Origin of the sequence: Streptomyces glaucescens (genome assembly GCF_000761215.1) — a bacterium.
GTDB classification, from domain to species: Bacteria; Actinomycetota; Actinomycetes; order Streptomycetales; family Streptomycetaceae; genus Streptomyces; species Streptomyces glaucescens_B.
This window is the reverse complement of record NZ_CP009438.1, coordinates 2,866,824-2,890,847: the sequence shown is the minus strand read 5'-3', so window position 1 is coordinate 2,890,847 and position 24,024 is coordinate 2,866,824. Positions and strand designations below refer to the sequence as shown.

Annotated in this window: 21 protein-coding genes; 13 read left to right on the top strand and 8 right to left on the bottom strand. The window is 71.7% G+C overall.

Going from position 1 to position 24,024, the window contains the following annotated elements:
• Positions 1–20 precede the first annotated feature (20 nt).
• The gene (locus SGLAU_RS12435; protein ID WP_043501041.1) at positions 21–410 is read left to right on the top strand and encodes a hypothetical protein; all 390 of its coding nucleotides are present in this window, start codon (positions 21–23) and stop codon (positions 408–410) included.
• A gap of 103 nt (positions 411–513) precedes the next feature.
• On the top strand, positions 514–1,932 hold the full coding sequence (locus SGLAU_RS12430) for a S28 family serine protease (protein WP_043501040.1): 1,419 nt from the start codon (positions 514–516) through the stop codon (positions 1,930–1,932).
• Between the two features lie 86 nt (positions 1,933–2,018).
• On the opposite strand, the gene SGLAU_RS12425 is transcribed toward SGLAU_RS12430, so the two are convergent.
• Positions 2,019–3,836: a glycoside hydrolase family 3 protein gene (locus SGLAU_RS12425; RefSeq protein WP_043501038.1), complete on the bottom strand. Its 1,818-nt coding sequence runs from the start codon at positions 3,834–3,836 to the stop codon at positions 2,019–2,021.
• A gap of 405 nt (positions 3,837–4,241) precedes the next feature.
• Between SGLAU_RS12425 and aroA the strand changes: the two genes are divergently transcribed.
• Positions 4,242–5,477 carry a 3-phosphoshikimate 1-carboxyvinyltransferase gene (aroA, locus tag SGLAU_RS12420; RefSeq protein WP_043501036.1) on the top strand — a complete coding sequence of 412 codons (1,236 nt, stop codon included), beginning with the start codon at positions 4,242–4,244 and terminating at the stop codon, positions 5,475–5,477.
• 187 nt (positions 5,478–5,664) lie between these two features.
• On the opposite strand, the gene SGLAU_RS12415 is transcribed toward aroA, so the two are convergent.
• The 3 genes from SGLAU_RS12415 to SGLAU_RS12405 form a co-directional block, all read right to left on the bottom strand.
• Positions 5,665–6,468, bottom strand: coding sequence for a sugar phosphate isomerase/epimerase family protein (locus SGLAU_RS12415; RefSeq protein WP_043501034.1), 804 nt, complete (start codon positions 6,466–6,468; stop codon positions 5,665–5,667).
• Between the two features lie 18 nt (positions 6,469–6,486).
• On the bottom strand, positions 6,487–7,419 hold the full coding sequence (locus SGLAU_RS12410) for a bifunctional helix-turn-helix transcriptional regulator/GNAT family N-acetyltransferase (protein WP_043501033.1): 933 nt from the start codon (positions 7,417–7,419) through the stop codon (positions 6,487–6,489).
• Positions 7,420–7,556: 137 nt separating this feature from the next.
• A complete protein-coding gene (locus SGLAU_RS12405) occupies positions 7,557–8,150 on the bottom strand; it encodes a dihydrofolate reductase family protein (RefSeq protein ID WP_043501031.1) in 594 nt (197 codons plus the stop codon).
• 145 nt (positions 8,151–8,295) lie between these two features.
• On the opposite strand from SGLAU_RS12405, the gene SGLAU_RS12400 reads away from it, so the two are divergent.
• Positions 8,296–9,039, top strand: a complete 744-nt coding sequence (locus tag SGLAU_RS12400) for a bleomycin resistance protein (RefSeq protein WP_043501030.1) — start codon at positions 8,296–8,298, stop codon at positions 9,037–9,039.
• A gap of 25 nt (positions 9,040–9,064) precedes the next feature.
• Here the strand turns inward: SGLAU_RS12400 and SGLAU_RS12395 are convergent, their stop codons facing one another.
• Entirely contained in the window at positions 9,065–10,111 is a 1,047-nt protein-coding gene (locus SGLAU_RS12395; protein ID WP_043501029.1) for a LacI family DNA-binding transcriptional regulator, read from the bottom strand.
• Between the two features lie 344 nt (positions 10,112–10,455).
• Here SGLAU_RS12395 and SGLAU_RS12390 point away from each other — a divergent pair, with 344 nt between their 5' ends.
• From SGLAU_RS12390 to SGLAU_RS12375, 4 genes are read left to right on the top strand one after another with little or no spacing between them, the layout of a single operon-like run.
• Positions 10,456–11,607 (top strand): Gfo/Idh/MocA family protein, encoded by a 1,152-nt coding sequence (locus SGLAU_RS12390; RefSeq protein WP_043501027.1) that lies wholly within the window; start codon positions 10,456–10,458, stop codon positions 11,605–11,607.
• Positions 11,604–12,755 (top strand): dihydrodipicolinate synthase family protein, encoded by a 1,152-nt coding sequence (locus SGLAU_RS12385; protein WP_043501026.1) that lies wholly within the window; start codon positions 11,604–11,606, stop codon positions 12,753–12,755. The genes SGLAU_RS12390 and SGLAU_RS12385 overlap by 4 nt, the downstream gene beginning before the upstream one ends.
• A gap of 29 nt (positions 12,756–12,784) precedes the next feature.
• Positions 12,785–13,585: a sugar phosphate isomerase/epimerase family protein gene (locus SGLAU_RS12380; protein ID WP_052414087.1), complete on the top strand. Its 801-nt coding sequence runs from the start codon at positions 12,785–12,787 to the stop codon at positions 13,583–13,585.
• 25 nt (positions 13,586–13,610) lie between these two features.
• Positions 13,611–14,342, top strand: coding sequence for an MOSC domain-containing protein (locus SGLAU_RS12375; RefSeq protein WP_043506555.1), 732 nt, complete (start codon positions 13,611–13,613; stop codon positions 14,340–14,342).
• Between the two features lie 1,093 nt (positions 14,343–15,435).
• Here SGLAU_RS12375 and SGLAU_RS12370 read toward each other — a convergent pair.
• Positions 15,436–16,338, bottom strand: a complete 903-nt coding sequence (locus SGLAU_RS12370) for a ribokinase (protein ID WP_043501021.1) — start codon at positions 16,336–16,338, stop codon at positions 15,436–15,438.
• Between the two features lie 289 nt (positions 16,339–16,627).
• Between SGLAU_RS12370 and SGLAU_RS12365 the strand changes: the two genes are divergently transcribed.
• Positions 16,628–16,993 (top strand): hypothetical protein, encoded by a 366-nt coding sequence (locus tag SGLAU_RS12365; RefSeq protein WP_043501017.1) that lies wholly within the window; start codon positions 16,628–16,630, stop codon positions 16,991–16,993.
• A 45-nt stretch (positions 16,994–17,038) separates the two neighbouring features.
• On the opposite strand, the gene SGLAU_RS12360 is transcribed toward SGLAU_RS12365, so the two are convergent.
• Positions 17,039–17,947, bottom strand: coding sequence for a hypothetical protein (locus SGLAU_RS12360; protein ID WP_043501015.1), 909 nt, complete (start codon positions 17,945–17,947; stop codon positions 17,039–17,041).
• Positions 17,947–18,357 (bottom strand): ATP-binding protein, encoded by a 411-nt coding sequence (locus SGLAU_RS12355; protein WP_043501012.1) that lies wholly within the window; start codon positions 18,355–18,357, stop codon positions 17,947–17,949. Before SGLAU_RS12355 ends, SGLAU_RS12360 begins: the two co-directional genes overlap by 1 nt.
• A 195-nt stretch (positions 18,358–18,552) precedes the next feature.
• Here SGLAU_RS12355 and SGLAU_RS12350 point away from each other — a divergent pair, with 195 nt between their 5' ends.
• The 4 genes from SGLAU_RS12350 to SGLAU_RS12335 all read left to right on the top strand — a co-directional run bounded on the left by SGLAU_RS12350 (position 18,553) and on the right by SGLAU_RS12335 (position 23,447).
• Positions 18,553–19,389: a helix-turn-helix domain-containing protein gene (locus SGLAU_RS12350; protein ID WP_043501010.1), complete on the top strand. Its 837-nt coding sequence runs from the start codon at positions 18,553–18,555 to the stop codon at positions 19,387–19,389.
• Between the two features lie 9 nt (positions 19,390–19,398).
• Positions 19,399–19,590: a DUF397 domain-containing protein gene (locus tag SGLAU_RS12345; protein ID WP_043501009.1), complete on the top strand. Its 192-nt coding sequence runs from the start codon at positions 19,399–19,401 to the stop codon at positions 19,588–19,590.
• Between the two features lie 38 nt (positions 19,591–19,628).
• On the top strand, positions 19,629–21,902 hold the full coding sequence (locus SGLAU_RS12340; protein WP_043501008.1) for an ATP-dependent RecD-like DNA helicase: 2,274 nt from the start codon (positions 19,629–19,631) through the stop codon (positions 21,900–21,902).
• 255 nt (positions 21,903–22,157) lie between these two features.
• Complete coding sequence (locus SGLAU_RS12335; protein WP_043501006.1) at positions 22,158–23,447, top strand: citrate synthase; 1,290 nt, start codon at positions 22,158–22,160, stop codon at positions 23,445–23,447.
• Positions 23,448–24,024 lie beyond the last annotated feature (577 nt).

Here is a 24,024-nt window from a genome sequence, read left to right as displayed (position 1 = left end):
CGGCACGGGAGGGGACGACTGTGGACACGGGTGCGATACGACGGCGGCTGGCCCTCGGACTGTCCGTGCTGACCGCGGCCGGACTCCTCGCGCTCGCCGCGCCGGCCGAGGCCCATGCCGCCGCCGCGCCGTGTCCCGGCCGCAAGGTCAGGACGCTGCCCTTTTCCACCGGAGCCGTCCACGTCTACAGGAGCGGCGGCTACGTCTGCGCGTCCACCTACGCCAAGAACCCCGGCCCGCCGCGGAACATGGCCGTCAGCGTGCAGGCCCGCGGCCACCGGCCCGTGCCCCACAAGGGAAAGCACCGGCACCACACCCCGGGCGTGAAGGTGTACGCCGGGCAGCGCTGCGTGTGGGTCAAGGGCTCGGTGGGACGGGGCGCGGTCAGCTCCGGCTGGATCCTCTGCTGAGCGGACCACCCGACACGCACCCCCCGTTACCGAACATCCCCTGGTGTGAAGCGGGTTGCTCCGATAGCTTCCGGCGCACATCTGTTCTCACAGGGGAGGGTGCATGCGCAAGGCGCTCAGATGGCTGCTCGCGCTCACGGTGTTCATAGGCACCTTGAGCACGGCGGGGACGGCCACCGCCGTCCAGCCGGAGGCCACCGACATCAAGGACCGGCTCCTGGCCGTACCGGGCATGAGCCTGATCGAGGAGAAGCCGTACCCCGGCTACCGCTTCTTCGTCCTGAACTACACCCAGCCGGTCGACCACCGCCATCCGGCCAGGGGCACGTTCCAGCAGCGGATCACCGTCCTGCACAAGGACGTCTCCCGCCCGACGGTCTTCTACACCAGCGGCTACAGCGTCTCCACCGCCCCCAGCCGCCGCGAGCCGACCCAGATCGTGGACGGCAACCAGATCTCCATGGAGTACCGCTACTTCACCCCCTCCCGGCCCAGCCCGGCCGACTGGAGCAAGCTGGACATCTGGCAGGCGGCCAGCGACCAGCACCGCATCTTCAAGGCGCTCAAGCCGGTCTACGGCGAGAAGTGGCTCTCCACCGGCGGCTCCAAGGGCGGCATGACCGCCACCTACTACGAGCGCTTCTACCCCCGCGACATGGACGGCGTCGTCGCCTACGTCGCCCCCAACGACGTCGTGAACAAGGAGGACTCGGCCTACGACCGGTTCTTCGCCACCGTCGGCACGAAGGAGTGCCGCGACCGGCTGAACGGCGTCCAGCGCGAGGCGCTGGTGCGGCGGGACGTCATGGAGCAGCGGTACGCGGCGTACGCCGCCGAGAACGGCTACACCTTCCACACCGTCGGCAGCCTCGACAAGGCGTACGAGGCGACCGTCCTCGACTACGTCTGGGGCTTCTGGCAGTACAGCCTGCTGTCGGACTGCGGCACCATCCCCGCGGTCGCGAAGAACGCCACCGACGACGAGATCTGGAACACCCTCGACGCCATCGCCGGGTTCTCCTTCTACACCGACCAGGGCCTGGAGCCGTACACGCCGTACTACTACCAGGCGGGCACCCAGCTCGGCGCGCCGACCATCCACTTCCCGCACATCGAGAAGAAGTACGTCCGCTACGGCTACCTGCCGCCGCGTCACTACGTGCCGCGTGACATCGAGATGCGGTTCCAGCCGGGCGCCATGCGGGACGTGGACACGTGGGTCCGCCACAACGCCCGCCACATGCTGTTCGTCTACGGCGAGAACGACCCGTGGGGCGCCGAGCCCTTCCGCCTCGGCAAGGGCGCCCGCGACTCGTACGTCCTGACCGCCCCCGGCGCCAACCACGGCGCCCGCGTCGCCGGCCTGGTCGACGACGAGAAGGCCCTCGCCACGGCGAAGATCCTCGAATGGGCGGGCGTGGCCCCGGCGTCGGTCAAGGCCGACCCCGCCAAGGCCAAGCCCCTCGCCGCGTTCGACGCCAGGCTCGACAAGCGGGGCACCGAGCGGACGCTGCGTCCGTAACCGGCCTCGTCCGAGCCGCACCGACGGCGGGTCCCTCCGGGGGCCCGCCGTCTCCGTCGGGGCGGACGGGACTGCGCGGGCACTCGCTAGTACGTCAGGCCGTGCCCGAGCGGGTACAGCACCCGGGTCGGATCGTCGGCCCGCTGCACCGGCACCGGGAGCTTCCCGCGCGGCTCCACCTGCCCGGCGATCACCCGGGCGGCGGCCCGCACCTCGACGTCCGTCCAGGAGTACGCCGCGAGGTACGCGCGCACGCCCGGCAGCCGGGCCGCGTCGTACGGGTTGCGCACGGCCACCGCGACCACCGGGCGGCCCGTTGCCAGCAACCGTTCGACCAGGGTCCTCTGACTGCTGGTCGCGGTGACGTTGTACGTCGCCACGACCACCGCGTCCGCCTCGCCGGCCGCCGCGACGGCCCGCTCGATCACCGCCGCGGACGGCGCCGTGCCCGTGGACAGCGCGGTCGCGGTGAAGCCCAGCTCCGTCAGGGCCCGGGCCAGCACAGTGGTCGGCGGACCGGTGGTGCCGGACGGGGAGGCCGGGTCGGCGCCCACGACCAGCAGGCGCGGGGTGTCGTCCGGCGCGAGCGGCAGCAGCCCGCCCTCGTTGACCAGCAGGGTGGTCGTCCGCCCGGCGATCCGGTCGGCCGTCGCGAGGTGCGCGGCGGTGCCGACCACGCGGTCCACGGCGTCCTCGTCGGTCCACGGGTCGTCGAGGAGTCCCAGCTTCGCCTTCAGCCGCAGCACCCGCAGGATCGATTCCTCCAGCCGCTCCTCCGTCAGCTCCCCGTCCTGGACGGCCTTCAGCACCGCGTTCCACGCCAGGTCCAGCCTGGGCGCGTTCAGCAGCTGGTCCACGCCCGCCTTCAGCGCCAGCACGGGAACCCGGTCGTCGCCGTACTTCTGCCGCACCCCCGCCATGTCGAGCGCGTCGGTGACCACCACCCCGTCGAAGCCGAGCTGTTCGCGCAGGATGCCGGTGAGGATGGGCCGCGAGAGGGTGGCCGGGTCGCCGGAGTCGTCGAGGGCCGGGACCAGGATGTGCGCGGTCATGATCGAGTCGATGCCCGCCTCGATCGCCGCGCGGAACGGCGGCGCGTCCAGCGCCTCCCACTGCGCGCGGGTGTGCCTGATGACCGGGAAGCCGTAGTGGCTGTCCGTCTCGGTGTCGCCGTGCCCGGGGAAGTGCTTGGCGGTCGCCGCGACCCCGGAGCGCTGGTAGCCCGCCGTCTCGGCCGCGACCAGCCGGGCCACCGCGTCCGGGTCGGCGCCGAAGGAGCGCACGCCGATGACCGGGTTGGCCGGGTTGACGTTCACGTCCGCGACGGGGGTGTAGTCCTGCCGTACGCCCATCGCGCGCAGTTCGCTGCCCGCGATCCGGCCGAGGGCGCGCGCGTCGGTGCGGGAGCCGCCCGCGCCGATGGCCATCGCGCCGGGGAAGAGCGTGGCGGGCCTGCCGATCCGGGCGACGATGCCGTGCTCCTGGTCGGTGGAGATCAGCAGTGGCAGCCGGTGCGGGAGGCCGAGGGACGCCCGCTGGAGACCGTTGGAGAGGGCGGCGATCTGGTGCGGGTCGCGGGTGTTGTGCGCCCAGGCGAAGTAGATGACCCCGCCCAGGCGGTACCTGGCGACCAGCTCGGCCGGGGTGCGGACGCCGAACTCGCGGAGGTTGGCGTCGATGTCGGCCTGGTCGGGCGCGGTCGCGGAGTGCCCGTAGGCCCGTGAGACGAAGAGCTGGCCGACCTTCTCCTCCAGCGTCATCCGGGAGATCAGGCGGCGCAGCCGTCGGTCGCCGTGCGCGTGCGCGGGGCCGGGGACGGCGAGGGCCGCGGTGACGCCGGCCGTGGCGGCGAGGACCGTGCGTCTGGAGGGTTTCGCGGTGTTTCCTGTGCTGGTGTCGGGCACGTGCGCTCCTTCCGGAGGAAGTGGTCCGCTGAAGGAAACTTCCGAGGGGTCACCAATATCCGGGAAGTTTCTGCCAGTCAAGGGAACGCACAGTACCCAGCGAGCAGGCCCCGCCGGCGCAGGCGAGGGGGGCGCGCCGACGGCGGCACACCGTCGGCCGGGGCGGTGGCAGCCCGGTGACCCGGCGGTGCCACCCGGGCGGCGCCGGCCCGTTCCCGGCGCAGCGGGGCCACCGGGGCGCGGGGGCGGAGCGGGCAGGGGGAAGCGGCCCGGCAGAGGCAGAGGCAGGGGCAGGGGAGCGGCCGGTGCACGGGGCCGCCGGGGCACGGCAGAAAGGGCCCGGTCCGGCGGTCCATCTCATGGACGTTGCGGCGCGCGGAGCCCCGATTGGGCGATCATTGGGGCATGCCCGTAGTCGACATCCCCGGTTCCAAGTCCATCACCGCCCGCGCCCTGTTCCTCGCGGCGGCAGCCGACGGCGTCACGACTCTCGTCCGGCCCCTGCGGTCCGACGACACCGAGGGCTTCGCCGAGGGCCTGGTACGGCTCGGCTACCGGGTGGGCCGCACCCCCGACACCTGGCAGGTCGACGGGCGCCCCGAGGGCCCGGCCGTGACGGAGGCCGACGTCTACTGCCGCGACGGCGCGACCACGGCCCGCTTCCTCCCCGCCCTCGCAGCCGCCGGCCACGGCACCTACCGCTTCGACGCCTCCGAGCAGATGCGCCGCCGCCCCCTGCTGCCGCTCACCCGGGCCCTGCGCGACCTCGGCGTGAAGCTGCGGCACGAGGAGAAGGAGGGCCACCACCCGCTGACCGTCGAGGCGGCGGGCGTGGAGGGCGGCGAGGTCACCCTGGACGCGGGCCTGTCCTCGCAGTACCTGACGGCGCTGCTGCTGCTCGGCCCGCTCACCCGGCAGGGCCTGCGGATCACCGTCACGGACCTGGTCTCCGTGCCGTACGTGGAGATCACGCTCGCGATGATGCGCGCCTTCGGCGTGCGGGTGAGCCGCGAGGGCGACACCTTCGTCGTCCCGCCGGGCGGCTACCGGGCCACCACCTACGCGATCGAGCCCGACGCCTCCACCGCCAGCTACTTCTTCGCCGCCGCCGCGCTCACCGGCGGCGAGGTCACCGTGCCCGGCCTCGGTGAGGGGGCCCTCCAGGGCGACCTGGCCTTCGTGGACGTACTGCGCCGCATGGGCGCCCACGTGGAGACCGGCGCGGACCGCACGACCGTGCGCGGCACCGGTGAACTGCGCGGCCTCACCGTCAACATGCGGGACATCTCCGACACCATGCCGACCCTCGCCGCGATCGCCCCGTACGCCTCCGGCCCGGTGCGCATCGAGGACGTCGCCAACACGCGGGTGAAGGAGTGCGACCGGCTGGAGGCCTGCGCGGAGAACCTGCGGCGGCTCGGTGTGGCGGTCGAGACGGGCCCGGACTGGATCGAGATCCAGCCCGGCACCCCGGCGTCCGGCGTCGAGATCAAGTCCTACGGCGACCACCGCATCGTGATGTCCTTCGCGGTGGCGGGCCTGCGCGCACCCGGGATCTCCTTCGACGACCCCGGATGCGTCCGCAAGACCTTCCCCGGCTTCCACGAGGAGTTCGCCGCACTGCGCGCGGCCCTCGGCTGACCCGGCCGGACATCCCGCGGGCGGTCCGGACGACCACGCGCGGGACGTCCCGGGACGCCGCGGCCGGAGCGGTCCGGGCACGCCGCGCCGCTCACACGGAGGCGTTCACGCCTTGGCTCACGGGGAACGGCTCACGCCGCACCGCTCACCCCGGAGCGTTCACGCCGCGCCGCTCACACGGAACCGCTCACGCCGAATCGTTGAGCAGCCGCGCCAGATGGTCCCGGCCCGCGCCCAGCAGCTCCGGCAGCGGGGCCGCCGACTCGTACCACCGCTTCTCGTACTCCCAGCACAGCCAGCCGTCCCAGCCGTGCCGGGACAGCACCTCCACCACCTCGGCGACGGGCAGCACGCCGGCGCCGAGCGGCAGCGGGGCGGTGTCGTCGGCGGAGGCGACGTCCTTCACCTGGACGTAGCCCAGGTGCGGGGCGAGGGCCGCGTAGGTCTCCGAGGGCTGCTCGCCGCCCAGCCAGGTGTGCAGCACGTCCCACAGCGCGCCCACGTGCCGGTGCCCGACCGGGCCCAGGACCCGGATCGCGTCGGCGCCGGTGCGGTGCGAGTCGTGCGTCTCCAGCAGGATCCGTACGCCCGCGTCGGCGGCGAGTTCGGCGGCGACGCCCAGCCGGCGGGCGGCGACCGCGTCGGACTCCTCCGCGGGCACGGTCGCCGCGTCCGCGCCGGGCAGCACCCGCACGAACGGGGCGCCGAGATCGCGGGCCAGGTCCAACAGGGCGCGGATGTCCGCCAGCACCGGCTCGTCGTCGCCGGGCGCGGCCATCCGCGTGTACCCGGCGAGCGCGAGGGGTTCGACACCGGCCGCCTTGAACTCGGCGGCCACCTGTGCGCGTTCGTCCGGGCCGAGACCTGGGTGCACCGGTTCCTCCGGGTGCGCGCGCAGTTCGACCCCGTGGTAGCCGTGTTCCGCCGCGAGGCGCAGCACATCGGGGAGGGGGAGACCGGGGACGCCGAGAGTGGAGAACGCCAACTTCATACTCAACGACCCTACTCGTCACTCCGCCCGTACGCGCAGATCCAGCCGCCAGTCCTGCCCGACGAGATCCTGGCCGAAGGAGCGGTGCGGTTTCTCGGCGACCAGCACGAAACCGTGCCGCTGGTAGATCCGGCGGGCGGTGGTGAGCACGTCGTTCGTCCACAGCACCAGCTCGTGGTAGCCGGCCCCGCGGGCGAAGCCGACGACCGCCGTGACCAGCCGGTCGCCGATGCCGAGGCCGCGCGCGCCGGGTTCGACCAGCAGCAGCCGCAGCCGCGCCGTGCCGGGCGCCGCGTCCCGTACGCACATCACACACCCCACCGGTGCCCCGTCCAGCTCGGCGATCCACACCCGCTCCAGGTGGGGGTCGTGATCCTCCGCGAAGTCCGCGACGATCCGCGCGACCAAGCCCTCGTACTCGGCGTTCCAGTCGTACTCGGCGGCGTACAGCGCGGCGTTGCGCTGGACGATCCAGCCCAGGTCGCCGGGGGCGGGCTCGCGCAGCACGACGTCCTCGGGACGGGGCGCCCGGTCGCCCGACAGCAGCGTCCGCACGGTCCGCAGCGCCTCCGCCAGCCGCGGCCGGTCGTCCGGCGCCACCCCCGCCAGCAGTGCGCCGACCGCCTGCCGGGCCCGCTCGTCCAGCAGATCGGCGGTCTCCCGGCCCCGCGTGGTCAGCCGGATCCGCCGCCGCCGCGGATCCCGCTCCGACGGGCCGCGCTCGATCAGCCCGTCCGTCTCGAACTTGTTCAGGATGCGGGTCAGATAGCCCGCGTCCAGGTGCAGCCAGGTGCGCAGGTCGGCGACGTCGGTGCGGGGGGAGTGCGCCAGCTCGTAGAGCACGCGGGACTCGGTGAGGGTGTACGGGGCGTACAGCCGACGGCCGTAGTCCAGCGCGCCGATCAGACGGGTGTAGAAGCGGTTGAAGGAGCGGATGTCTTCGACGGTCATGCTCGCCCCCGATGGCTCCGATGGCTCCGACGTCTCCGGTGTCCGCCCGACAGCCGAACGGTCGGGGCAGTCTTTGACTGAGTCAGAGGATCGGTTTCGAGCCTAGGCGCGGGACCCGCTCCCGTCCACGGTTCGTGCTACTCGGCGGCCCGCCGGTAGACGTTCACCAGCGTGCCGGCGTCCGACCTCGTCGTGGAGACCAGTTCGAAGGGGAACTTCCCGCCCCCGTCGGGGAAGATCGACTTCCCGCCGCCGAGCACGACCGGCATCACGATCAGCCGCAGCTCGTCGACGAGCCCTTCGGTGATCAGCGTGCGGGCCAGCGTCGGGCTGCCCATCACCAGCAGACCGCCGCCGTCGCCCTCCCGCAGCTTCCGCAGCTCGGCGACGGCCTCCGACCTCCCGATCCGGACGGAGTTCTCCCAGGTCAGGTCGGATTCACCGAGCGAGTCCGAGACCACGTACTTCCGGATGGAGTTCATCCGGTCCGCGAACGGGTCCCCGGCCCGCTCCGGCCACGCCGACGCCATCGTCTGCCACGTCCGCCGTCCGAACAGCAGCGCGTCGGCGCCCTCCAGGGCCGCGTCGAACGCTCCGCCGACGACCTCCGGGTCGAAGTAGGGGTGCGTCCAGCCACCGTGCGCGAACCCGCCGTCGGTGTCCTCCTCGGGGCCGCCCGGCGCCTGGACGACTCCGTCGAGGCTGATGAACTCGCTGATGACGATGCGCATGGTGGGGTCTCCCGGGTCGGTGGTTGCCGTTCGGAAGGTAGACGGCCGCCGGGGCGGAAAGTAATCGTCCGGCGGAGAAAAAAAGCGCGGCACGGACGTCCCCGACCGCCTGGCCCGACTAGACAAATTTGACTACGGTGTCGGCATGGCCGAGACGACGATCCCGATCCTGCCGTGCCGGACCCTCCGGCCCGTCCTCGACTTCTACGCGGCCCTCGGCTTCGAGGTGACCTTCGAGCAGCGCAGCCCCAACCCGTACGCCGTCGTCCGGCGCGGCGGCATCCAGCTGCACTTCTTCGGCATGAAGCGCCACGACCCCGCCAGCTCCTACAGCACCTGTTACGTCCGCACCGACGACGTCGACGGGCTCCACGCGGACTTCCGGGCCGGACTGAAGGCGGCGTACGGCCGGCTCCCGGCCCGCGGACTGCCGCGCCTCGGCCCGCTGAAGGACACCTCGCACGGCGTACGGCAGTTCCTCCTCACCGACCCGGGCGGCAACTGCGTCCGCGTCGGCCAGGAGATCGACGACGACCACCACCACCGCCCCGCGCCCGGGGACCCCTTCGCCCGGGCCCTCCATCACGCCACCCTCTTCGCGGACTCCCGGGACGACCCCGAGGCCGCTGCCAGGATCGTCGACCGCGCGCTGGACCTCCCCGGCGCCCGTCCCGCGCCCGTCCAGTCGCTGCGCCTGCTCGTCCTCCGCGCGGACCTGGCCGTCCGGCTCGGCGACGAGCGGACGGCCGCGGCAGCCCTGGCGCGGGCTTCCGCGACCCGGCTCGACGACGCGGAACGCGCGTCGGTATCCGACGACGTCGCACGCCTCGCCGACCTGAGGGATGCCTTCGGCCCCGGGGACCCGTCGCCCGGTGCCGCGGGACGGTGAACCGCGCGGTGGGCGTGCCGCCGGCTCAGCTCCGCGGCACCGCGGAGGACCCCCGTACCATCAGCTCCCCCCGCACCGTGGCGACCCGGCCGGGCGGCGGCTCCTCACGGCCCATCGCGATGCGGCCGGCCCGCGCTCCGGCCTCGGCGAGCGGCAGCCGCACGGTCGTCAGGGAGGGCACCGCGTCGATGCTGAAGGGCAGGTCGTCGAAGCCGGCGACGGAGACGTCCTCGGGAATGCGCAGGCCGGACTCGCGCAGGGCGGCGCAGGCGCCGAGCGCGACGGAGTCGTTCGCGGCGACCACCGCGGTGATCGTGGGGTCGCGGCGCAGGAGTTCCAGTGTGGCCTCGTAGCCGGAGCGGCGGTCGTAGCGGCCGTGGACCGTCCAGCGGGGGTCCTCCTCGATGCCGGCGGCGGCGAGCGCGGCGCGGTGGCCCTCCAGGCGGTGCCGGGTGGTGGTGCGCTCCTCGGGGCCGGCGATGTAGCCGAGGCGGCGGTGGCCCAGCCCGATGAGGTGCTCGGTGAGTTCCTTGCCGCCGCCCCGGTTGTCGAAGGTGAGGGCGACGGCGTCGGTGTCGGGCGCGGGCGGGCGCCCGCAGAGCACGACCCGGGTGCCGGCCTCGCTCAGCTTGCGCAGCTTCGCCGCGACGGCCGCGGCGTGCGGCGCGTTCTCCATGGCGCCGCCGGTGAGGACCACGGCGGCGGCCCGCTGGCGTTGCAGCAGGGTGAGGTAGGTGAGTTCGCGTTCGGGTGAGCCGCCGGTGTTGCAGACGACGGCCAGCCGTTCGCCGCCCGCGCGCCCGCCGGGGCCGCCGATCTCGGACTGGATGGCGCTCGCCATGATCCCGAAGAAGGGGTCGGCGATGTCGTTGACGAGGATGCCGACGAGGTCGGACGTCGCGGCGGCGAGTGCGCTCGCGGGGCCGTTGAGCACGTAGTCCAGTTCGTCGACCGCCTTGAGGACCCGCTCCCGGGTCGAGGCGGCCACGGGGTAGTTCCCGTTCAGCACGCGCGACACCGTCGCGGGCGAGACCTGGGCGCGGGCCGCCACGTCCGCCAGGGTCACCGTCATCTCGTCGTCCTCCGGTCGTGCGTCTCGCGCATCTGTCGTACCTCGTCGTACGTCGTCGGCGTTGTCGCCGCCGGCGTGCCGGGCGTCGTGGGGGAGGGGTCCTCCCCGCTCCGACGTCGTACACGGCCGCCCGGCCGCTCGCGGTTCCGTGCAGACCATAAGCCCGCCCGGCCCACCTGTTCGCCCCCTCGAACAGACCGAGTGTGCGGTGGTCTTGTCCGGACCCCTGCCGAGAGGCTAGCTTCTCCTCATATAGAAAGCGCTTGCTGTACCGCTCACCAGTCACCGCCCGGGGGCGTACGCGGCGCGCATCCACCGCGTACGACGCCTGGGAAGGGATCGACGTGACACGCAAGACGGTGCGTATCGCCATGAACGGTGTGACGGGGCGCATGGGCTACCGCCAGCACCTCGTCCGCTCCATCCTCGCCATCCGGGAGCAGGGTGGCCTCGACCTCGGCGACGGCACCGTGCTGTGGCCCGAGCCGGTCCTCGTCGGCCGCCGCGAGCACGCGCTCAAGGCGCTCGCCGAGCGGCACGGCCTGGAGCACGTCTCCACCGACCTGGACGCCGTCCTCGCCGACCCCGCCGTCGGCATCTACTTCGACGCGCAGGTCACCTCGGCCCGCGAGGACGCCATCCGCAAGGCGATCGCGGCCGGCAAGCACATCTACACCGAGAAGCCCACCGCCACCGGCCTCGACGGCGCCCTCGAACTGGCCCGCCTCGCCCACGAGAAGGGCGTCAAGCACGGCGTCGTCCAGGACAAGCTGTTCCTGCCGGGCCTGCTCAAGCTCAAGCGCCTCATCGACGGCGGCTTCTTCGGCCGCATCCTCTCCGTGCGCGGCGAGTTCGGCTACTGGGTGTTCGAGGGCGACTGGCAGGCCGCCCAGCGCCCGTCGTGGAACTACCGCGCCGAGGACGGCGGCGGCATCGTCGTCGACATGTTCCCGCACTGGGAGTACGTCCTGCACGAGCTGTTCGGCCGCGTGAAGTCCGTCCAGGCCCTCACCGCCACCCACATCCCGCAGCGCTGGGACGAGGACGGCAAGCCCTACGACGCCACCGCCGACGACGCCGCCTACGGCATCTTCGAACTCGAGGGCGGCGCCGTCGCCCAGATCAACTCCTCCTGGGCGGTCCGCGTCAACCGCGACGAACTGGTCGAGTTCCAGGTCGACGGCACCGAGGGCTCCGCCGTCGCGGGCCTGCGCAACTGCCGCGTCCAGCACCGCAGCGCCACCCCCAAGCCGGTCTGGAACCCCGACATCCCCGCCACCGAGGTCTTCCGCGACCAGTGGCAGGAGGTCCCCGACAACCAGGACTTCGACAACGGCTTCAAGGCCCAGTGGGAGCTGTTCCTCAGGCACGTCCACGCCGACGCCCCCTACCACTGGGACCTGCTCGCCGGCGCCCGCGGCGTCCAGCTCGCCGAACTCGGCCTGAAGTCCTCCGCCGAGGGCCGCCGCCTCGACGTGCCGGAGGTCTCCCTGTGACCATCCGCCTCCCGGACGCGACGGGCGCACTGCGCACCTACGAGCCGCGCACCGAACCCCTCGCCGTCACCCCCGGCGCCCCCTTCACCTCCCGTACGGTCTTCTCCGCGGCACACGTCGTCGCCGACCCCTGCGCCGACGTCAGCCCCGACTCCCCGGCCGCCGTCGACTGGGACGCCACCCTCGCCTTCCGCCGCCACCTGTGGTCCCACGGGCTCGGTGTCGCCGAGGCCATGGACACCGCCCAGCGCGGCATGGGCCTGGACTGGGCGGGCGCGGCCGAACTGATCCGCCGCTCGGCCGCCGAGGCCGTGTCGGCCGGCGGCCGCATCGCCTGCGGCGTCGGCACCGACCAGCTTCCCGCCGGCACCCTCGCCGAGGTCCGCGCCGCCTACGAGGAGCAGCTCGCGGTCGTCGAGGAGTCCGGCGCCCAGGCGATCCTCATGGCGTCCCGCGCCCTGGCGAAGGCCGCCTCGGGTCCCGAGGACTACCTGGAGGTCTACGGCCACCTGCTCCGCCAGGCCGCCGAACCGGTGATCCTGCACTGGCTCGGCCCGATGTTCGACCCGGCGCTGGAGGGCTACTGGGGCTCCACCGACCTCGATGCGGCCACCGGCACCTTCCTGGAGGTCATCGCCGCCCACCCCGACAAGGTCGACGGCATCAAGGTGTCCCTGCTGGACGCGCAGCGCGAGATCGACCTGCGCCGCCGCCTCCCGCGGGGCGTGCGCTGCTACACCGGCGACGACTTCAACTACCCCGAGCTCATCGCCGGCGACGACCAGGGCTTCAGCCACGCCCTGCTCGGCATCTTCGACCCGCTGGGCCCGCTCGCGGCGGAGGCGGTGCGGGTCCTGGACACGGGGAACACGGCGGGCTTCCGCGACCTCCTCGACCCCACCGTCGAGCTGTCCCGCCACCTCTTCCAGGCCCCCACCCGCTTCTACAAGACGGGCGTGGTCCTCCTGGCCTGGCTGGCCGGCCACCAGACCCACTTCACCATGGTCGGCGGCCTCCAGTCGGCCCGCTCGCTGCCGCACCTCGCCCGCGCCTACGAACTCGCCGACGGGCTCGGCCTGTTCCCCGACCCCGAGCTGGCGGAGGAGCGGATGAAGACCCTGCTCGCGATGTACGGAGTCACCCGGTGACCGGTCTCGAACGCTTCAGCATCAACCAGATGACCGTGAAGCAGCTGTCCCTGCCCGAACTGGCCGACGCCTGCGCCGGCCTGGGCATCCGCAACGTCGGCCTGTGGCGCGAACCCGTGCGGTCGTACGGCCTCGAAGCCACCGCCGCACTCGTCCGCGACGCGGGCCTGACGGTGACCACCCTGTGCCGCGGCGGCTTCCTCACGGCCGTCGACCCGGCACAGCGGGCCGCGGCCCTCGCGGACAACCGCCGAGCCGTCGACGAGGCGGCGGCCCTGGGCACCGACACCCTGGTCCTGGTCTCCGGCGGCCTGCCCGCGGGCTCCAGGGACCTGCACGGCGCCCGCGAACGCATCGCCGACGCACTGGCCGAACTCGGTCCCTACGCCGAGCGGCACGGCGTACGGCTCGCCATCGAGCCCCTGCACCCGATGTACGCCGCCGACCGCTGCGTGGTGTCGACCCTCGCCCAGGCCCTCGACCTCGCGGAACGGTTCCCGGCCCGCCAGGTCGGCGTCACCGTCGACACGTACCACATCTGGTGGGACGACCGCGCCCCCGGACAGATCGCCCGCGCGGGCGCCGCCGGCCGCATCCACACCTTCCAGCTCGCGGACTGGACCACCCCGCTCCCCGAGGGCGTCCTCGACGGCCGCGGCCAGATCGGCGACGGCGCCGTCGACATGCGCGAGTGGAGGGCGTACGTCGAGACCGCCGGGTACACCGGGCCCATCGAGGTGGAACTGTTCAACGACGGGCTCTGGGCCCGCGACGGACGGGAGGTGCTGGCGGAGACCGCGGCGCGTTTCGTCGAACACGTGATGGAGTGATGTCCTCCGTGTGATGCTCGGAGGCATGTCTCGTCAACTGGGCACGGTCACCGCACTCTGGCGTTACCCCGTCAAGGCCATGCTCGGCGAGCGCCTCCGCACCGCCGGTCTCACCGCCCACGGCTTGGCGGGAGACCGGCGGTTGGCGTTGCTGGACCCGGACAGCGGCGAGTTCGTCACCGCCGTCCAGGCGCGGCTGTACCAGACGGTGCTCAGGTGCGCCGCGGCCGTGGACGAGGAGGGCGTCCGGATCGACCTGCCGGACGGCGGGAGCGTCCACAGCGCCGCCCCCGGCACCGACGCCGCCCTCTCCGCCTACGTCGGCCGGCCCGTCACCCTCGCTCCCACCCCCGTACCGGCCTCGGTCTTCCACGGCGCACCCGTCCACCTGCTCACCACGGCGACCCTGAAGCGGCTGGCCGCCGAGAACCCGCGCGGACTCGCCGAACCCGAGCGGTACCGGCCCAACCTCCTGGTCGACACCGGCGGCGACGGCTTCGTCGAGAACGACTGGATCGGCCGCGAGGTGCGCGTCGGGGACGAGGCGGTGCTGCGGGTGGTCGCCGGGGCACCGCGCTGCGCCATCCCGACCATGACGCACGGGAGCCTGCCCCGCGACCCCGAGGCCCTGCGCATCGTCCGCCGCGCCAACAGCATCCCCGCCCGGCCGGGCCGGGACCCGGAGCCCGTCGCCGGGGTGTACGCGGAGGTCGTGCGGGTGGGGGAGATCGCCGAGGGCGACCCGGTGCGGGCCTGAGCGGAGCGGTCCCCGGCCCGGGGAGGACGTCTCGGCACGCGCGCCGTCAGTGGCATCCTGTACGATTCCGCCGCTGTGACGGCGCGCACGTGTACGCGCCGGTAGATCGGGGCGATCGGGACATCGGTGACCCGTCCGGGTGTGCTTCCCGTCACGACCAGCCCTGTGATGTGCACCACTTTCACATGTTCACGATTATTCTGAGCAGGTCAATGCCCACTCGGCCGCCGGAACCGGGGATGCCGCATCTGTCTCAACCTGTTTGCGGGTGTCGCGAACGACCTTGCGAGCAGGGCAAGATGGCAGTGTCCGCCCAGGAGGCAACCGGCACGGCCGCTCCTGCGGCGGCGCGGTGACAAGGCGAGAGCCCCATCTCCGTTGCCTGCAAGCTGTCGAGATGAGGCCCTCTGGCATCACCAGAACGGGCTGGGCCCCGGCCGTCAGGCCGGGGCTCTCGCCCTCAGTGGCTCAGGAACTCCCGCACGATCTTGTAGATCGTGAAGATCGGCCCGAGCCAGCGGACCTTGTTGTAGACCCGGTCCGCCTTGCTGTTCTGGTGCCCCTCCGGCTGTGCAGCCATTGGGCCGCCCCCTTTCCGGTCCACGTTCGTGAACCCCGCGGGGACGCCCACGACATGTCGCGGACCCTCCGGGGAGCGGTGGTAGCGCAATACAGTACCGGGCGTCAGCGGCAACCACGGTGCGTGCAAGTCACCCCCGCGGGCGACTTGTACGCCGACCCCGTGGCACAGCGTGTCAGGCCGGACGACCGGCGTGCCACGTATGTGGCGATCAAGGCAACTGCCAGGAGAGATGCAGGTGTTGTCGAGGGAACGGTGTGTCAGTTCCCGTGGCAGGAGTCGCGTAAATCACACCCCGTGGATGAGGGCATCTCCGCTGAAGTCCGTACGGAAGTGTCACTGATCGCGCCGGTACCGGCGTGTATCCGGAGCAAGTCGGGCGACGGACGATCCCGGAGCCCACATCTACGGGCAGTAATGAACGAGCCGACGAGCCGCCGAGCCGCCGAGCCGACGACCGACGACTCCCGGTGTCCGCACGACTCCCGGTCCCCGGACGACTCCCGCCCCCCTTCACAACGCGGCGACCTCCGCCGCGGTCGGATACGACTCCTGCGCGCCCGCGCGGGTGACGGCCACCGCGCCGACACGGGCCGCGTACGCCGCCGCCTCCGCGAGCGGCTCCCCGGCGCCCAGACGCCACGCCAGCGCCGCCGCGAACGCGTCACCCGCGCCCGTCGTGTCCACCGCCGCCACCCGCACCGACGGCACCCGCGCCACCCCGGCGGGCGACGCCACCAGCGCGCCCGCCGCGCCCAGTGTCACCACCACCGACCGGGGCCCCTCGGCGAGCAGCGACCGCGCCCAGTCCTCCGGCGCCACGCCCGCCCTCCCCTCACCGAGCAGCACCTTCGCCTCGTGCTCGTTGACGATCAACGGGTCGCAGGCGGCCAGCACCTCCGCGGGAAGCGGGCGCGGCGGGGACGGGTTGAGAACGAAACGGCTCCCCGGGGACAGGCCGCGGACGACCTCCACGACCGTCTCCAGCGGGATCTCCAGCTGCGCCGACACCACCCGGGAGGCGCGGAAGAGACCCGCCGCCGCACGGATGTCGCCGGGCGTCAGCCGCCCGTTGGCACCCGGCGAGACCACGATGCTGTTGTCACCGGACGGATCGACGGTGATCAGCGCGACACCGGTCGGCGCACCGCCGACCAGCACGCCCGCCGTGTCGACCCCGGCGGCCCGCTGCGCGTCCAGCAGCAGCCGGCCGTGCGCGTCGTCGCCGACCCGGGCCAGCAGCGCCGTACGCGCGCCGAGCCGGGCCGCCGCGACGGCCTGGTTGCCGCCCTTGCCTCCCGGGTGGACCGCCAGGTCGGAGCCGAGCACCGTCTCTCCGGGACCCGGCCGGCGCTCCACGCCGATCACCAGATCGGCATTGGCCGACCCCACGACCAGCAGGTCGTAGTCGTTCATCACATCTCTCCCCTGGAGTGGCGAATCGGGACGGGCGGGGTGTCGTCACCGTACGACGCCCCGCCCGCCCGCCGCCGTGACTCGCCCGCCGAACCCGGCCCGGCCACGCTCCCGACGCGGCCGGGCCGGACCGCGGCGTACGCCGCTCAGCCGAGCGCAGCCGGGGTCGCGGCCCGGGCGCACCGGGAGCAGGCTGGAAGCAGGGAGTCGACAAGGTCCGCCCGTCCGTCCGCCCGCGCGTCTGCCCGTCGGCCGGCCGACCCGTACGGACCGGAAGCGGAGGAGCACCATGACATCCGCGACTCGCGACGAGGTCCCCGTCGCACTCGAAGGCGACGGGCTGGAACTGCGCGTGAAGCCCATCGGGGGCGGCATGTCCATCGGCTACCTCACCCTCCCCCGGGGCACGGACATGGGCCCGGCCCTCAAGGGCATGCCCGGGGACGCCTGCCAGTGCCCGCACTGGGGCTACGTCCTGAAGGGCCGCATCCGGATGCGCACGGCCGGGGGAGAGGAGACCTTCGAGGCGGGCCAGGCGTACTACTGGTCACCGGGCCACGTCCCCGTGGTCGAGGAGGACTGCGAACTGGTGGAGTTCTCCCCCACGGAGGAGTTCGAGAAGGTCATCGACCACGTGGTGTCACAAGCCGGCTGACCCGTCGGCGTACCCGGCGTCGGAGGCGGCCCCACGGTCACTTGTTCACTCCGTCGCGAACAACTCCGCCGCGTCCGCGGCACGCACCGCTCGCTGGGCCCAGACCTCGAGCTGGTCGAGGTCGGCGCACGAGTCGACGCGCTGCCGGATGTCGTCGGGCACGGAGATGCCGCGCCACTCCAGGATGCGGAGCACCATCTGCCGCCGATCCTCGATACGGCCTTCCTCGCGGCCCTCCTCCCGGCCTTCCTCCCGGCCCTCCTCGCGCACCTGCTCGGCCAGCGGGTGACGCCAGAAGTACTGGATCGCCGTCATCAGGTCCCTCCACATCTGCTTCGCCTGGGGGTCGGCCAGGCACGAGTCGACGAACTGCACGAAGACCGCGGCACTGTCGGAGTCGATGGTCCGCAGGGCGGATGCCAGGGATTCCAGTATGGCCGGGGCCTGCGGGCCGCGCCCGTGTGTCATGGCCGAGAGCACCGCGAGGGGTACGTCCCTCTCGGCCTGCCGCTCGTCCGCGATCACGGGCACGTTGTCCGGGCCCAGCACCAGCGGCCGTACCGTGAGTGAGTTCCAGCCGGGGAAGCCGAACCGGATCGGCCGCGCGGCCCACTTCGCCGTGGCGCTGCTCTGGGTGATGACGATGAGCACCGGCTCGCACCGGTACTTCTCGTACAGGTAGGAAAGGTAGTAGGGCCAGCTGCCCCGCTTGCGGTCGTCCGCCTTCCCCTGCGACTCGACGACGAGGAGGTAGGTCCCCTCGTCCGTCTCCGCCCGCAGGAGAGTGTCCACCCGGCGTTCGACCGGTTCGATCTCCGTCAGGTCCACGTTCAGCGCCGCGATCTCCCGGGGCTCGGGGAACGGCACGTGCAGGACCCGCTGTAACGCCCGGGTCAACAGCGCCGGGTCCTTCTGGAAAATTCGGTGCAGTGCCTCGTGCGACGAGCCGACCATCACGCGGCCTCCAGCTCACACCACACGTACTTCCCCCGGTTGCCGAACCTGGACAACGGCTGCCACCCCCACAGATCGGAGCAGGCCCGCACCAGCGCGAGCCCTCGCCCTTCCTCCAACTCCGTCGCACTGTCGAAGGTGACGGGAGCCTCGGGAGGTTCGGGGTCCGCGTCCCACGCCCCGATCCGCAGCGTGCCCGGTGGCGCCCAGCGCACCCGTAGCGCAGCCGGCCCCTTGGTGTGCCGTACGGCGTTGGAGACCAGCTCGGTGGCCAGCAGCTCGGCGACGTCGACGCGGCCGATGAGTCCGTGCATGGTGAGGATCAGGCGGAGGGTGCGGCGGCAAACGGTGACGGCGCGCACGTCGTTCGGGATGTAGAGGGAGTACTCCCACGGCTCGTTCTCGGGCATGCGTCAACTCCTTCAGGTCGGTGGGGAGTCATGCGAGGGCGTGCGGTGTCGTTGCCGCAGCCGTCGTGGCAGGACGGAGCGGTGCGCTTCCGGAGCCCCGGTTTCGCACGGTGTGCGTCGCGTGACTGACGGTAGGGGTAACGTGTAACCCTGAGCAAGCTGATCGCGGAGACAGCCCCCGGAAGAGGAGCAACCATGGTCCAGAGGCGCGAACCAACCGCACGTCAGATGCGCCTGGGACTCGAACTGCGCAGGCTCCGTGAGGCGGCAGGCCTCACCGCCGTCCAGGCAGCGGCACTGCTCGGGGCGAACCGCGTCCAGATGAGCCACATCGAGTCAGGACTCGTGGGCGTGAGTGAGGAGCGGGTGCGCCGCCTCGCGTCCCATTACGCCTGCATGGACGCGGAGTTCGTCGATGCCTTGGTGGCCATGGCGACGGACCGGACGCGTGGCTGGTGGGAGGAGTACCGGGGCTTGCTGCCCACCTCGTTCCTGGACCTGTCCGAGCTCAACCATCACGCGTCGTTCAGGCGGGATGTCGCCATCCTCTACGTGCCGGGGCTGTTGCAGACGGAGGAGTACGCCCGAGCGGTGTTCTCCAGCAGGGTCCCCGCACTCACCGGGGACGAACTCGAGTTGCGTGTCCGCCACCGGATGGCCGGCCAGCGCATCACCATCCCCTACGAGCTGGTCATCCATGAATCGGCCCTGCGGATCAGGGTCGGCGACCGAGCCGCCTCCCGGGCCCAGCTGACCAAGCTCCTGGATGTCTCCGAAGCCGACAACGTCACTGTGCGCGTCGTTCCGTTCGATCTGGACGGCTTCGCCAGGGCGGGCAGCACCATGACGTACGTGGGCGGTCCCGTGACGAAGCTGGACACGGTGGTGCGTGACGTGCCTCATGGCTCCGCCTTCATCGACTCCGAAGCACAGCTCAGTGCCTTCCGAACACGCTTCCGTAAGGTGGAGGAGGTCTCGCTCGACCCGAAGCGGTCGCGTGACTTCATCAACCGGCTGGCGAGAGAGCTGTGAGGCACCCCCGTGGACAAGTGGCGCAAGTCGTCGTACTCCGGTCCGGACGACGGCAACGAGTGCGTGGAGATCGCCACCTCTCCCACCCGCATAGCCATCCGCGACTCGAAGGCCCCCGCCGAACCCCACCTCACCTTCCCTCCGGAGACCTTCGCCGCCTTCCTCCAGGCCCTCAAGGCGCACCCCCGCCCCCGCCCCTGAACCGCCCCGCTGTCACACCCCGCCGGTACCGTCGGATCATGACCAACCAGTCGGGGAGCTCGCAGAGCGGCGAACGGCGACTGGCCGTCCTCGAAGGCGTCCTGGAGCGGATCACGTACGCCAACGAGGAGAACGGCTACACGGTCGCGCGGGTCGACACGGGCCGCGGGGGCGGCGATCTGCTCACCGTGGTCGGTGCGCTGCTGGGTGCCCAGGTGGGGGAGTCGCTGCGGATGGAGGGCCGCTGGGGTTCGCATCCCCAGTACGGCAAGCAGTTCCACGTGGAGAACTACACGACCGTGCTGCCGGCCACGGTGCAGGGCATCCGGCGGTATCTCGGGTCCGGTCTGGTCAAGGGGATCGGACCGGTCTTCGCGGACCGGATCACCCAGCACTTCGGGCTCGACACCCTGAAGATCATCGAGGAGGAGCCCAAGCGGCTCATCGAGGTGCCGGGGCTCGGGCCGAAGCGGACGAAGAAGATCGCCGACGCCTGGGAGGAGCAGAAGGCGATCAAGGAGGTGATGCTGTTCCTCCAGACCGTCGAGGTCTCCACCTCCGTCGCCGTGCGGATCTACAAGAAGTACGGGGACGCGTCCATCTCCGTCGTCAGGAACCAGCCGTACCGCCTCGCCACCGACGTCTGGGGCATCGGTTTCCTCACCGCCGACAAGATCGCCCAGTCGGTCGGCATCCCGCACGACAGCCCGGACCGCGTGAAAGCCGGTCTGCAGTACGCGCTCTCCCAGTCCGCCGACCAAGGGCACTGCTACCTCCCGGAGGAGCGGCTCATCGCCGACGCCGTGAAGCTGCTCCAGGTCGACACCGGGCTCGTCATCGAGTGCCTCGCCGAGCTGGCCGCACCGCCCGAGGACGGCGGGGACCCCGGGGTCGTGCGGGAGCACGTGCCCGGTCCCGACGGGGACGGCGACGAGCCGGTCACCGCCGTCTACCTGGTCCCCTTCCACCGCGCGGAACTCTCCCTCGCCGCCCAGCTGCTGCGCCTGCTGCGCACCGGCGAGGACCGGATGCCGGGCTTCCGGGACGTCGACTGGGGCAGGGCCCTCGGCTGGCTCAAGGGGCGCACGGGTGCCGAGCTGGCGCCCGAGCAGGAGGCGGCCGTCAAGCTGGCGCTGACGGAGAAGGTCGCCGTGCTCACCGGAGGCCCGGGCTGCGGCAAGTCGTTCACCGTGCGGTCCATCGTGGAGCTGGCCCGTGCCAAGCGGGCGAAGGTGCTGCTCGCCGCGCCGACCGGCCGGGCGGCCAAGCGGCTCGCCGAGCTGACGGGCGCCGAGGCCTCCACGGTGCACCGTCTGCTGGAGCTGAAGCCCGGCGGGGACGCGGCCTACGACAAGGACCGGCCCCTGGACGCCGACCTGGTCGTCGTCGACGAGGCGTCCATGCTCGACCTGCTCCTCGCCAACAAGCTGGTCAAAGCCGTTCCCCCCGGGGCCCACCTCCTGTTCGTCGGGGATGTGGACCAGCTTCCCAGTGTCGGAGCGGGCGAGGTGCTGCGCGACCTGCTCGCCGAGCGGAGTCCGGTCCCGGCCGTCCGCCTCACCCGTGTGTTCCGGCAGGCCCAGCAGTCCGGTGTGGTCACCAACGCGCACCGGATCAACGCGGGGCAGCATCCGCTCACGGACGGCCTGAAGGACTTCTTCCTCTTCGTCGAGGACGACACGGAGGAGGCGGGGCGGCTCACCGTCGATGTCGCGGCCCGCCGGATCCCGGCGAAGTTCGGGCTCGACCCGCGCCGGGACGTGCAGGTGCTGGCGCCGATGCACCGGGGCCCGGCCGGGGCGGGCACGCTCAACGGGCTCCTCCAGCAGGCCGTCACCCCGGGCCGGCCGGACGTGCCGGAGAAGCGGTTCGGCGGACGCGTTTTCCGGGTCGGCGACAAGGTCACCCAGATTCGCAACAATTACGAGAAGGGGAAGAACGGCGTCTTCAACGGCACCGTGGGCGTGGTCACCTCGCTCGATCCGGTCGACCAGCGCCTGACGGTGCTGACGGACGAGGACGAGGAGGTGCCGTACGACTTCGACGAGCTGGACGAGCTGGCCCACGCGTACGCGGTGACGATCCACCGGTCGCAGGGCAGCGAGTATCCGGCGGTGGTGATCCCGGTCACGACGGGCGCGTGGATGATGCTCCAGCGCAATCTGCTCTACACGGCCGTCACCCGGGCGAAGAAGCTGGTCGTGCTGGTCGGGTCGCGCAAGGCGATCGGCCAGGCGGTGCGGACGGTGTCGGCGGGCCGGCGCTGTACGGCGCTCGGCTTCCGGCTCTCCGGCGGGGCGCCGCGGCCGTGAGCGCGGCCGTGAGACGGGGCGTCGGGGGACGCCGTTCGGGCGCCGGACGGAAAAATGATCGATCAAACGAGTCGCAAACGTCACACAGCTCTTCCGGAAGGCGGATCAAGGGGGCAGGATGAGCAAGTTGGAGGCACTGAGTGCCGCCAGTAAGCCCAATGGTCGACCCCGAGTGCACTCTCCTGAGCCAAATGGGGGATGGTAGAGACAGTCAGGGCACCTCGAAGATGAGGCACTACGTCGGTGAGGGAAGACGTGAGCGACAACTCTGTAGTACTGCGGTACGACGGTAACGAGTACACCTACCCGGTGATCGACAGCACCGTCGGGGACAAGGGCTTCGACATCGGCAAGCTCCGCGCCCAGACCGGTCTCGTGACCCTGGACAGCGGCTACGGCAACACCGCCGCCTATAAATCCGCGATCACCTACCTCGACGGCGAGCAGGGCATCCTCCGGTACCGCGGCTACCCGATCGAGCAGCTGGCCGAGCGCTCCACCTTCCTTGAGGTGGCGTACCTGCTGATCAACGGTGAGCTGCCGACCGTCGACGAGCTGTCCGCGTTCAAGGACGAGATCACCCGGCACACCCTGCTGCACGAGGACGTCAAGAACTTCTACCGCGGCTTCCCGCGGGACGCCCACCCGATGGCGATGCTGTCGTCGGTGGTCTCCGCGCTGTCCACCTTCTACCAGGACAGCCACAACCCGTTCGACGAGCAGCAGCGCAACCTCTCCACGATCCGCCTGCTCGCCAAGCTCCCGACGATCGCGGCGTACGCGTACAAGAAGTCGGTCGGCCACCCGTTCGTCTACCCGCGCAACGACCTCGGCTACGTCGAGAACTTCCTGCGCATGACGTTCTCCGTGCCGGCCCAGGAGTACGACCTGGACCCGATCGTGGTCTCGGCGCTCGACAAGCTGCTGATCCTGCACGCCGACCACGAGCAGAACTGTTCGACCTCCACGGTCCGCCTGGTCGGCTCGTCCCAGGCGAACATGTTCGCGTCGATCTCGGCCGGCATCAACGCGCTGTGGGGCCCGCTGCACGGCGGCGCCAACCAGTCGGTGCTGGAGATGCTGGAGGGCATCCGCGACGCCGGCGGCGACGTCGACTCCTTCATCCGCAAGGTGAAGAACAAGGAGGACGGCGTCCGCCTGATGGGCTTCGGCCACCGGGTCTACAAGAACTTCGACCCCCGCGCCAAGATCATCAAGGCTGCCGCGCACGACGTGCTGTCCGCCCTCGGCAAGTCCGACGAGCTGCTGGACATCGCGCTCAAGCTGGAGGAGCACGCGCTCGCCGACGACTACTTCGTCTCGCGCAACCTCTACCCGAACGTCGACTTCTACACCGGCTTGATCTACCGGGCCATGGGCTTCCCGACCGAGATGTTCACGGTGCTGTTCGCCCTCGGCCGCCTGCCGGGCTGGATCGCCCAGTGGCACGAGATGATCAAGGAGCCGGGCTCCCGCATCGGCCGCCCGCGCCAGATCTACACGGGCGTGGTCGAGCGCGACTTCGTCCCGGTCGAGGAGCGCTGAGCCACCGCATCCGAGGGGCGCTGAGCGGGTCTCGGCGCCCCCGCCCCGTGCGCACCACCCCCGCGCACGGCGCTGCGCGCGCGAAGCGAAAGGCGCCCTGGTACGCCGGTCCCCCCACGGGCCGACGACCAGGGCGCCTTCCCATGTCCCGGTGCGGATTCCCCCCACGGGATCCGGCCGGGCGTCTGTGAGACCAGCGCCTGAATCGCTGTGTGAGCACAATGAGCAAAACTCACCGTGCTCGGGTCGTGCCGTCATCTGTGATGTGTGCCGGCTTGCGGTCTGCCGGGACAACGCACGCTGGGAGGGCCGCTCAAAGCTTCCCGGTGTACGTGCCCCGGCAACGCTCCCCCGAGCTCGCAACTCCGTTCGAGCAGGGAGGTACCCCCATCTGGAGAAGTCCCCCAAGACATCCCCAGACGCCAGTCGGCGCCCCCCAAGACGCCTTCTGACATCGCCAACTTAGACCTTCGAACCCCTTCGATGGTTACGTTCACATCACTGTGATCTGCGTCTCTTGCATATGTCCCAATAGATGCGCAAGAGGCCCCATATGACGAACGGGGCTCAAGCGTAA

What these genes read in the sequence shown, in the direction of transcription:
- SGLAU_RS12355 (WP_043501012.1), bottom strand. Translation starts at nt 18,357, where the DNA reads ATGCCCGAGAACGAGCCGTGGGAGTACTCCCTCTACATCCCGAACGAC.
- aroA (WP_043501036.1), top strand. Translation starts at nt 4,242, where the DNA reads ATGCCCGTAGTCGACATCCCCGGTTCCAAGTCCATCACCGCCCGCGCC.
- SGLAU_RS12405 (WP_043501031.1), bottom strand. Translation starts at nt 8,150, where the DNA reads ATGCGCATCGTCATCAGCGAGTTCATCAGCCTCGACGGAGTCGTCCAG.
- SGLAU_RS12350 (WP_043501010.1), top strand. Translation starts at nt 18,553, where the DNA reads ATGGTCCAGAGGCGCGAACCAACCGCACGTCAGATGCGCCTGGGACTC.
- SGLAU_RS12410 (WP_043501033.1), bottom strand. Translation starts at nt 7,419, where the DNA reads ATGACCGTCGAAGACATCCGCTCCTTCAACCGCTTCTACACCCGTCTG.
- SGLAU_RS12380 (WP_052414087.1), top strand. Translation starts at nt 12,785, where the DNA reads ATGACCGTGAAGCAGCTGTCCCTGCCCGAACTGGCCGACGCCTGCGCC.
- SGLAU_RS12365 (WP_043501017.1), top strand. Translation starts at nt 16,628, where the DNA reads ATGACATCCGCGACTCGCGACGAGGTCCCCGTCGCACTCGAAGGCGAC.
- SGLAU_RS12375 (WP_043506555.1), top strand. Translation starts at nt 13,611, where the DNA reads ATGTCTCGTCAACTGGGCACGGTCACCGCACTCTGGCGTTACCCCGTC.
- SGLAU_RS12395 (WP_043501029.1), bottom strand. Translation starts at nt 10,111, where the DNA reads ATGACGGTGACCCTGGCGGACGTGGCGGCCCGCGCCCAGGTCTCGCCC.
- SGLAU_RS12340 (WP_043501008.1), top strand. Translation starts at nt 19,629, where the DNA reads ATGACCAACCAGTCGGGGAGCTCGCAGAGCGGCGAACGGCGACTGGCC.
- SGLAU_RS12430 (WP_043501040.1), top strand. Translation starts at nt 514, where the DNA reads ATGCGCAAGGCGCTCAGATGGCTGCTCGCGCTCACGGTGTTCATAGGC.
- SGLAU_RS12415 (WP_043501034.1), bottom strand. Translation starts at nt 6,468, where the DNA reads ATGAAGTTGGCGTTCTCCACTCTCGGCGTCCCCGGTCTCCCCCTCCCC.
- SGLAU_RS12400 (WP_043501030.1), top strand. Translation starts at nt 8,296, where the DNA reads ATGGCCGAGACGACGATCCCGATCCTGCCGTGCCGGACCCTCCGGCCC.
- SGLAU_RS12360 (WP_043501015.1), bottom strand. Translation starts at nt 17,947, where the DNA reads ATGGTCGGCTCGTCGCACGAGGCACTGCACCGAATTTTCCAGAAGGAC.
- SGLAU_RS12370 (WP_043501021.1), bottom strand. Translation starts at nt 16,338, where the DNA reads ATGAACGACTACGACCTGCTGGTCGTGGGGTCGGCCAATGCCGATCTG.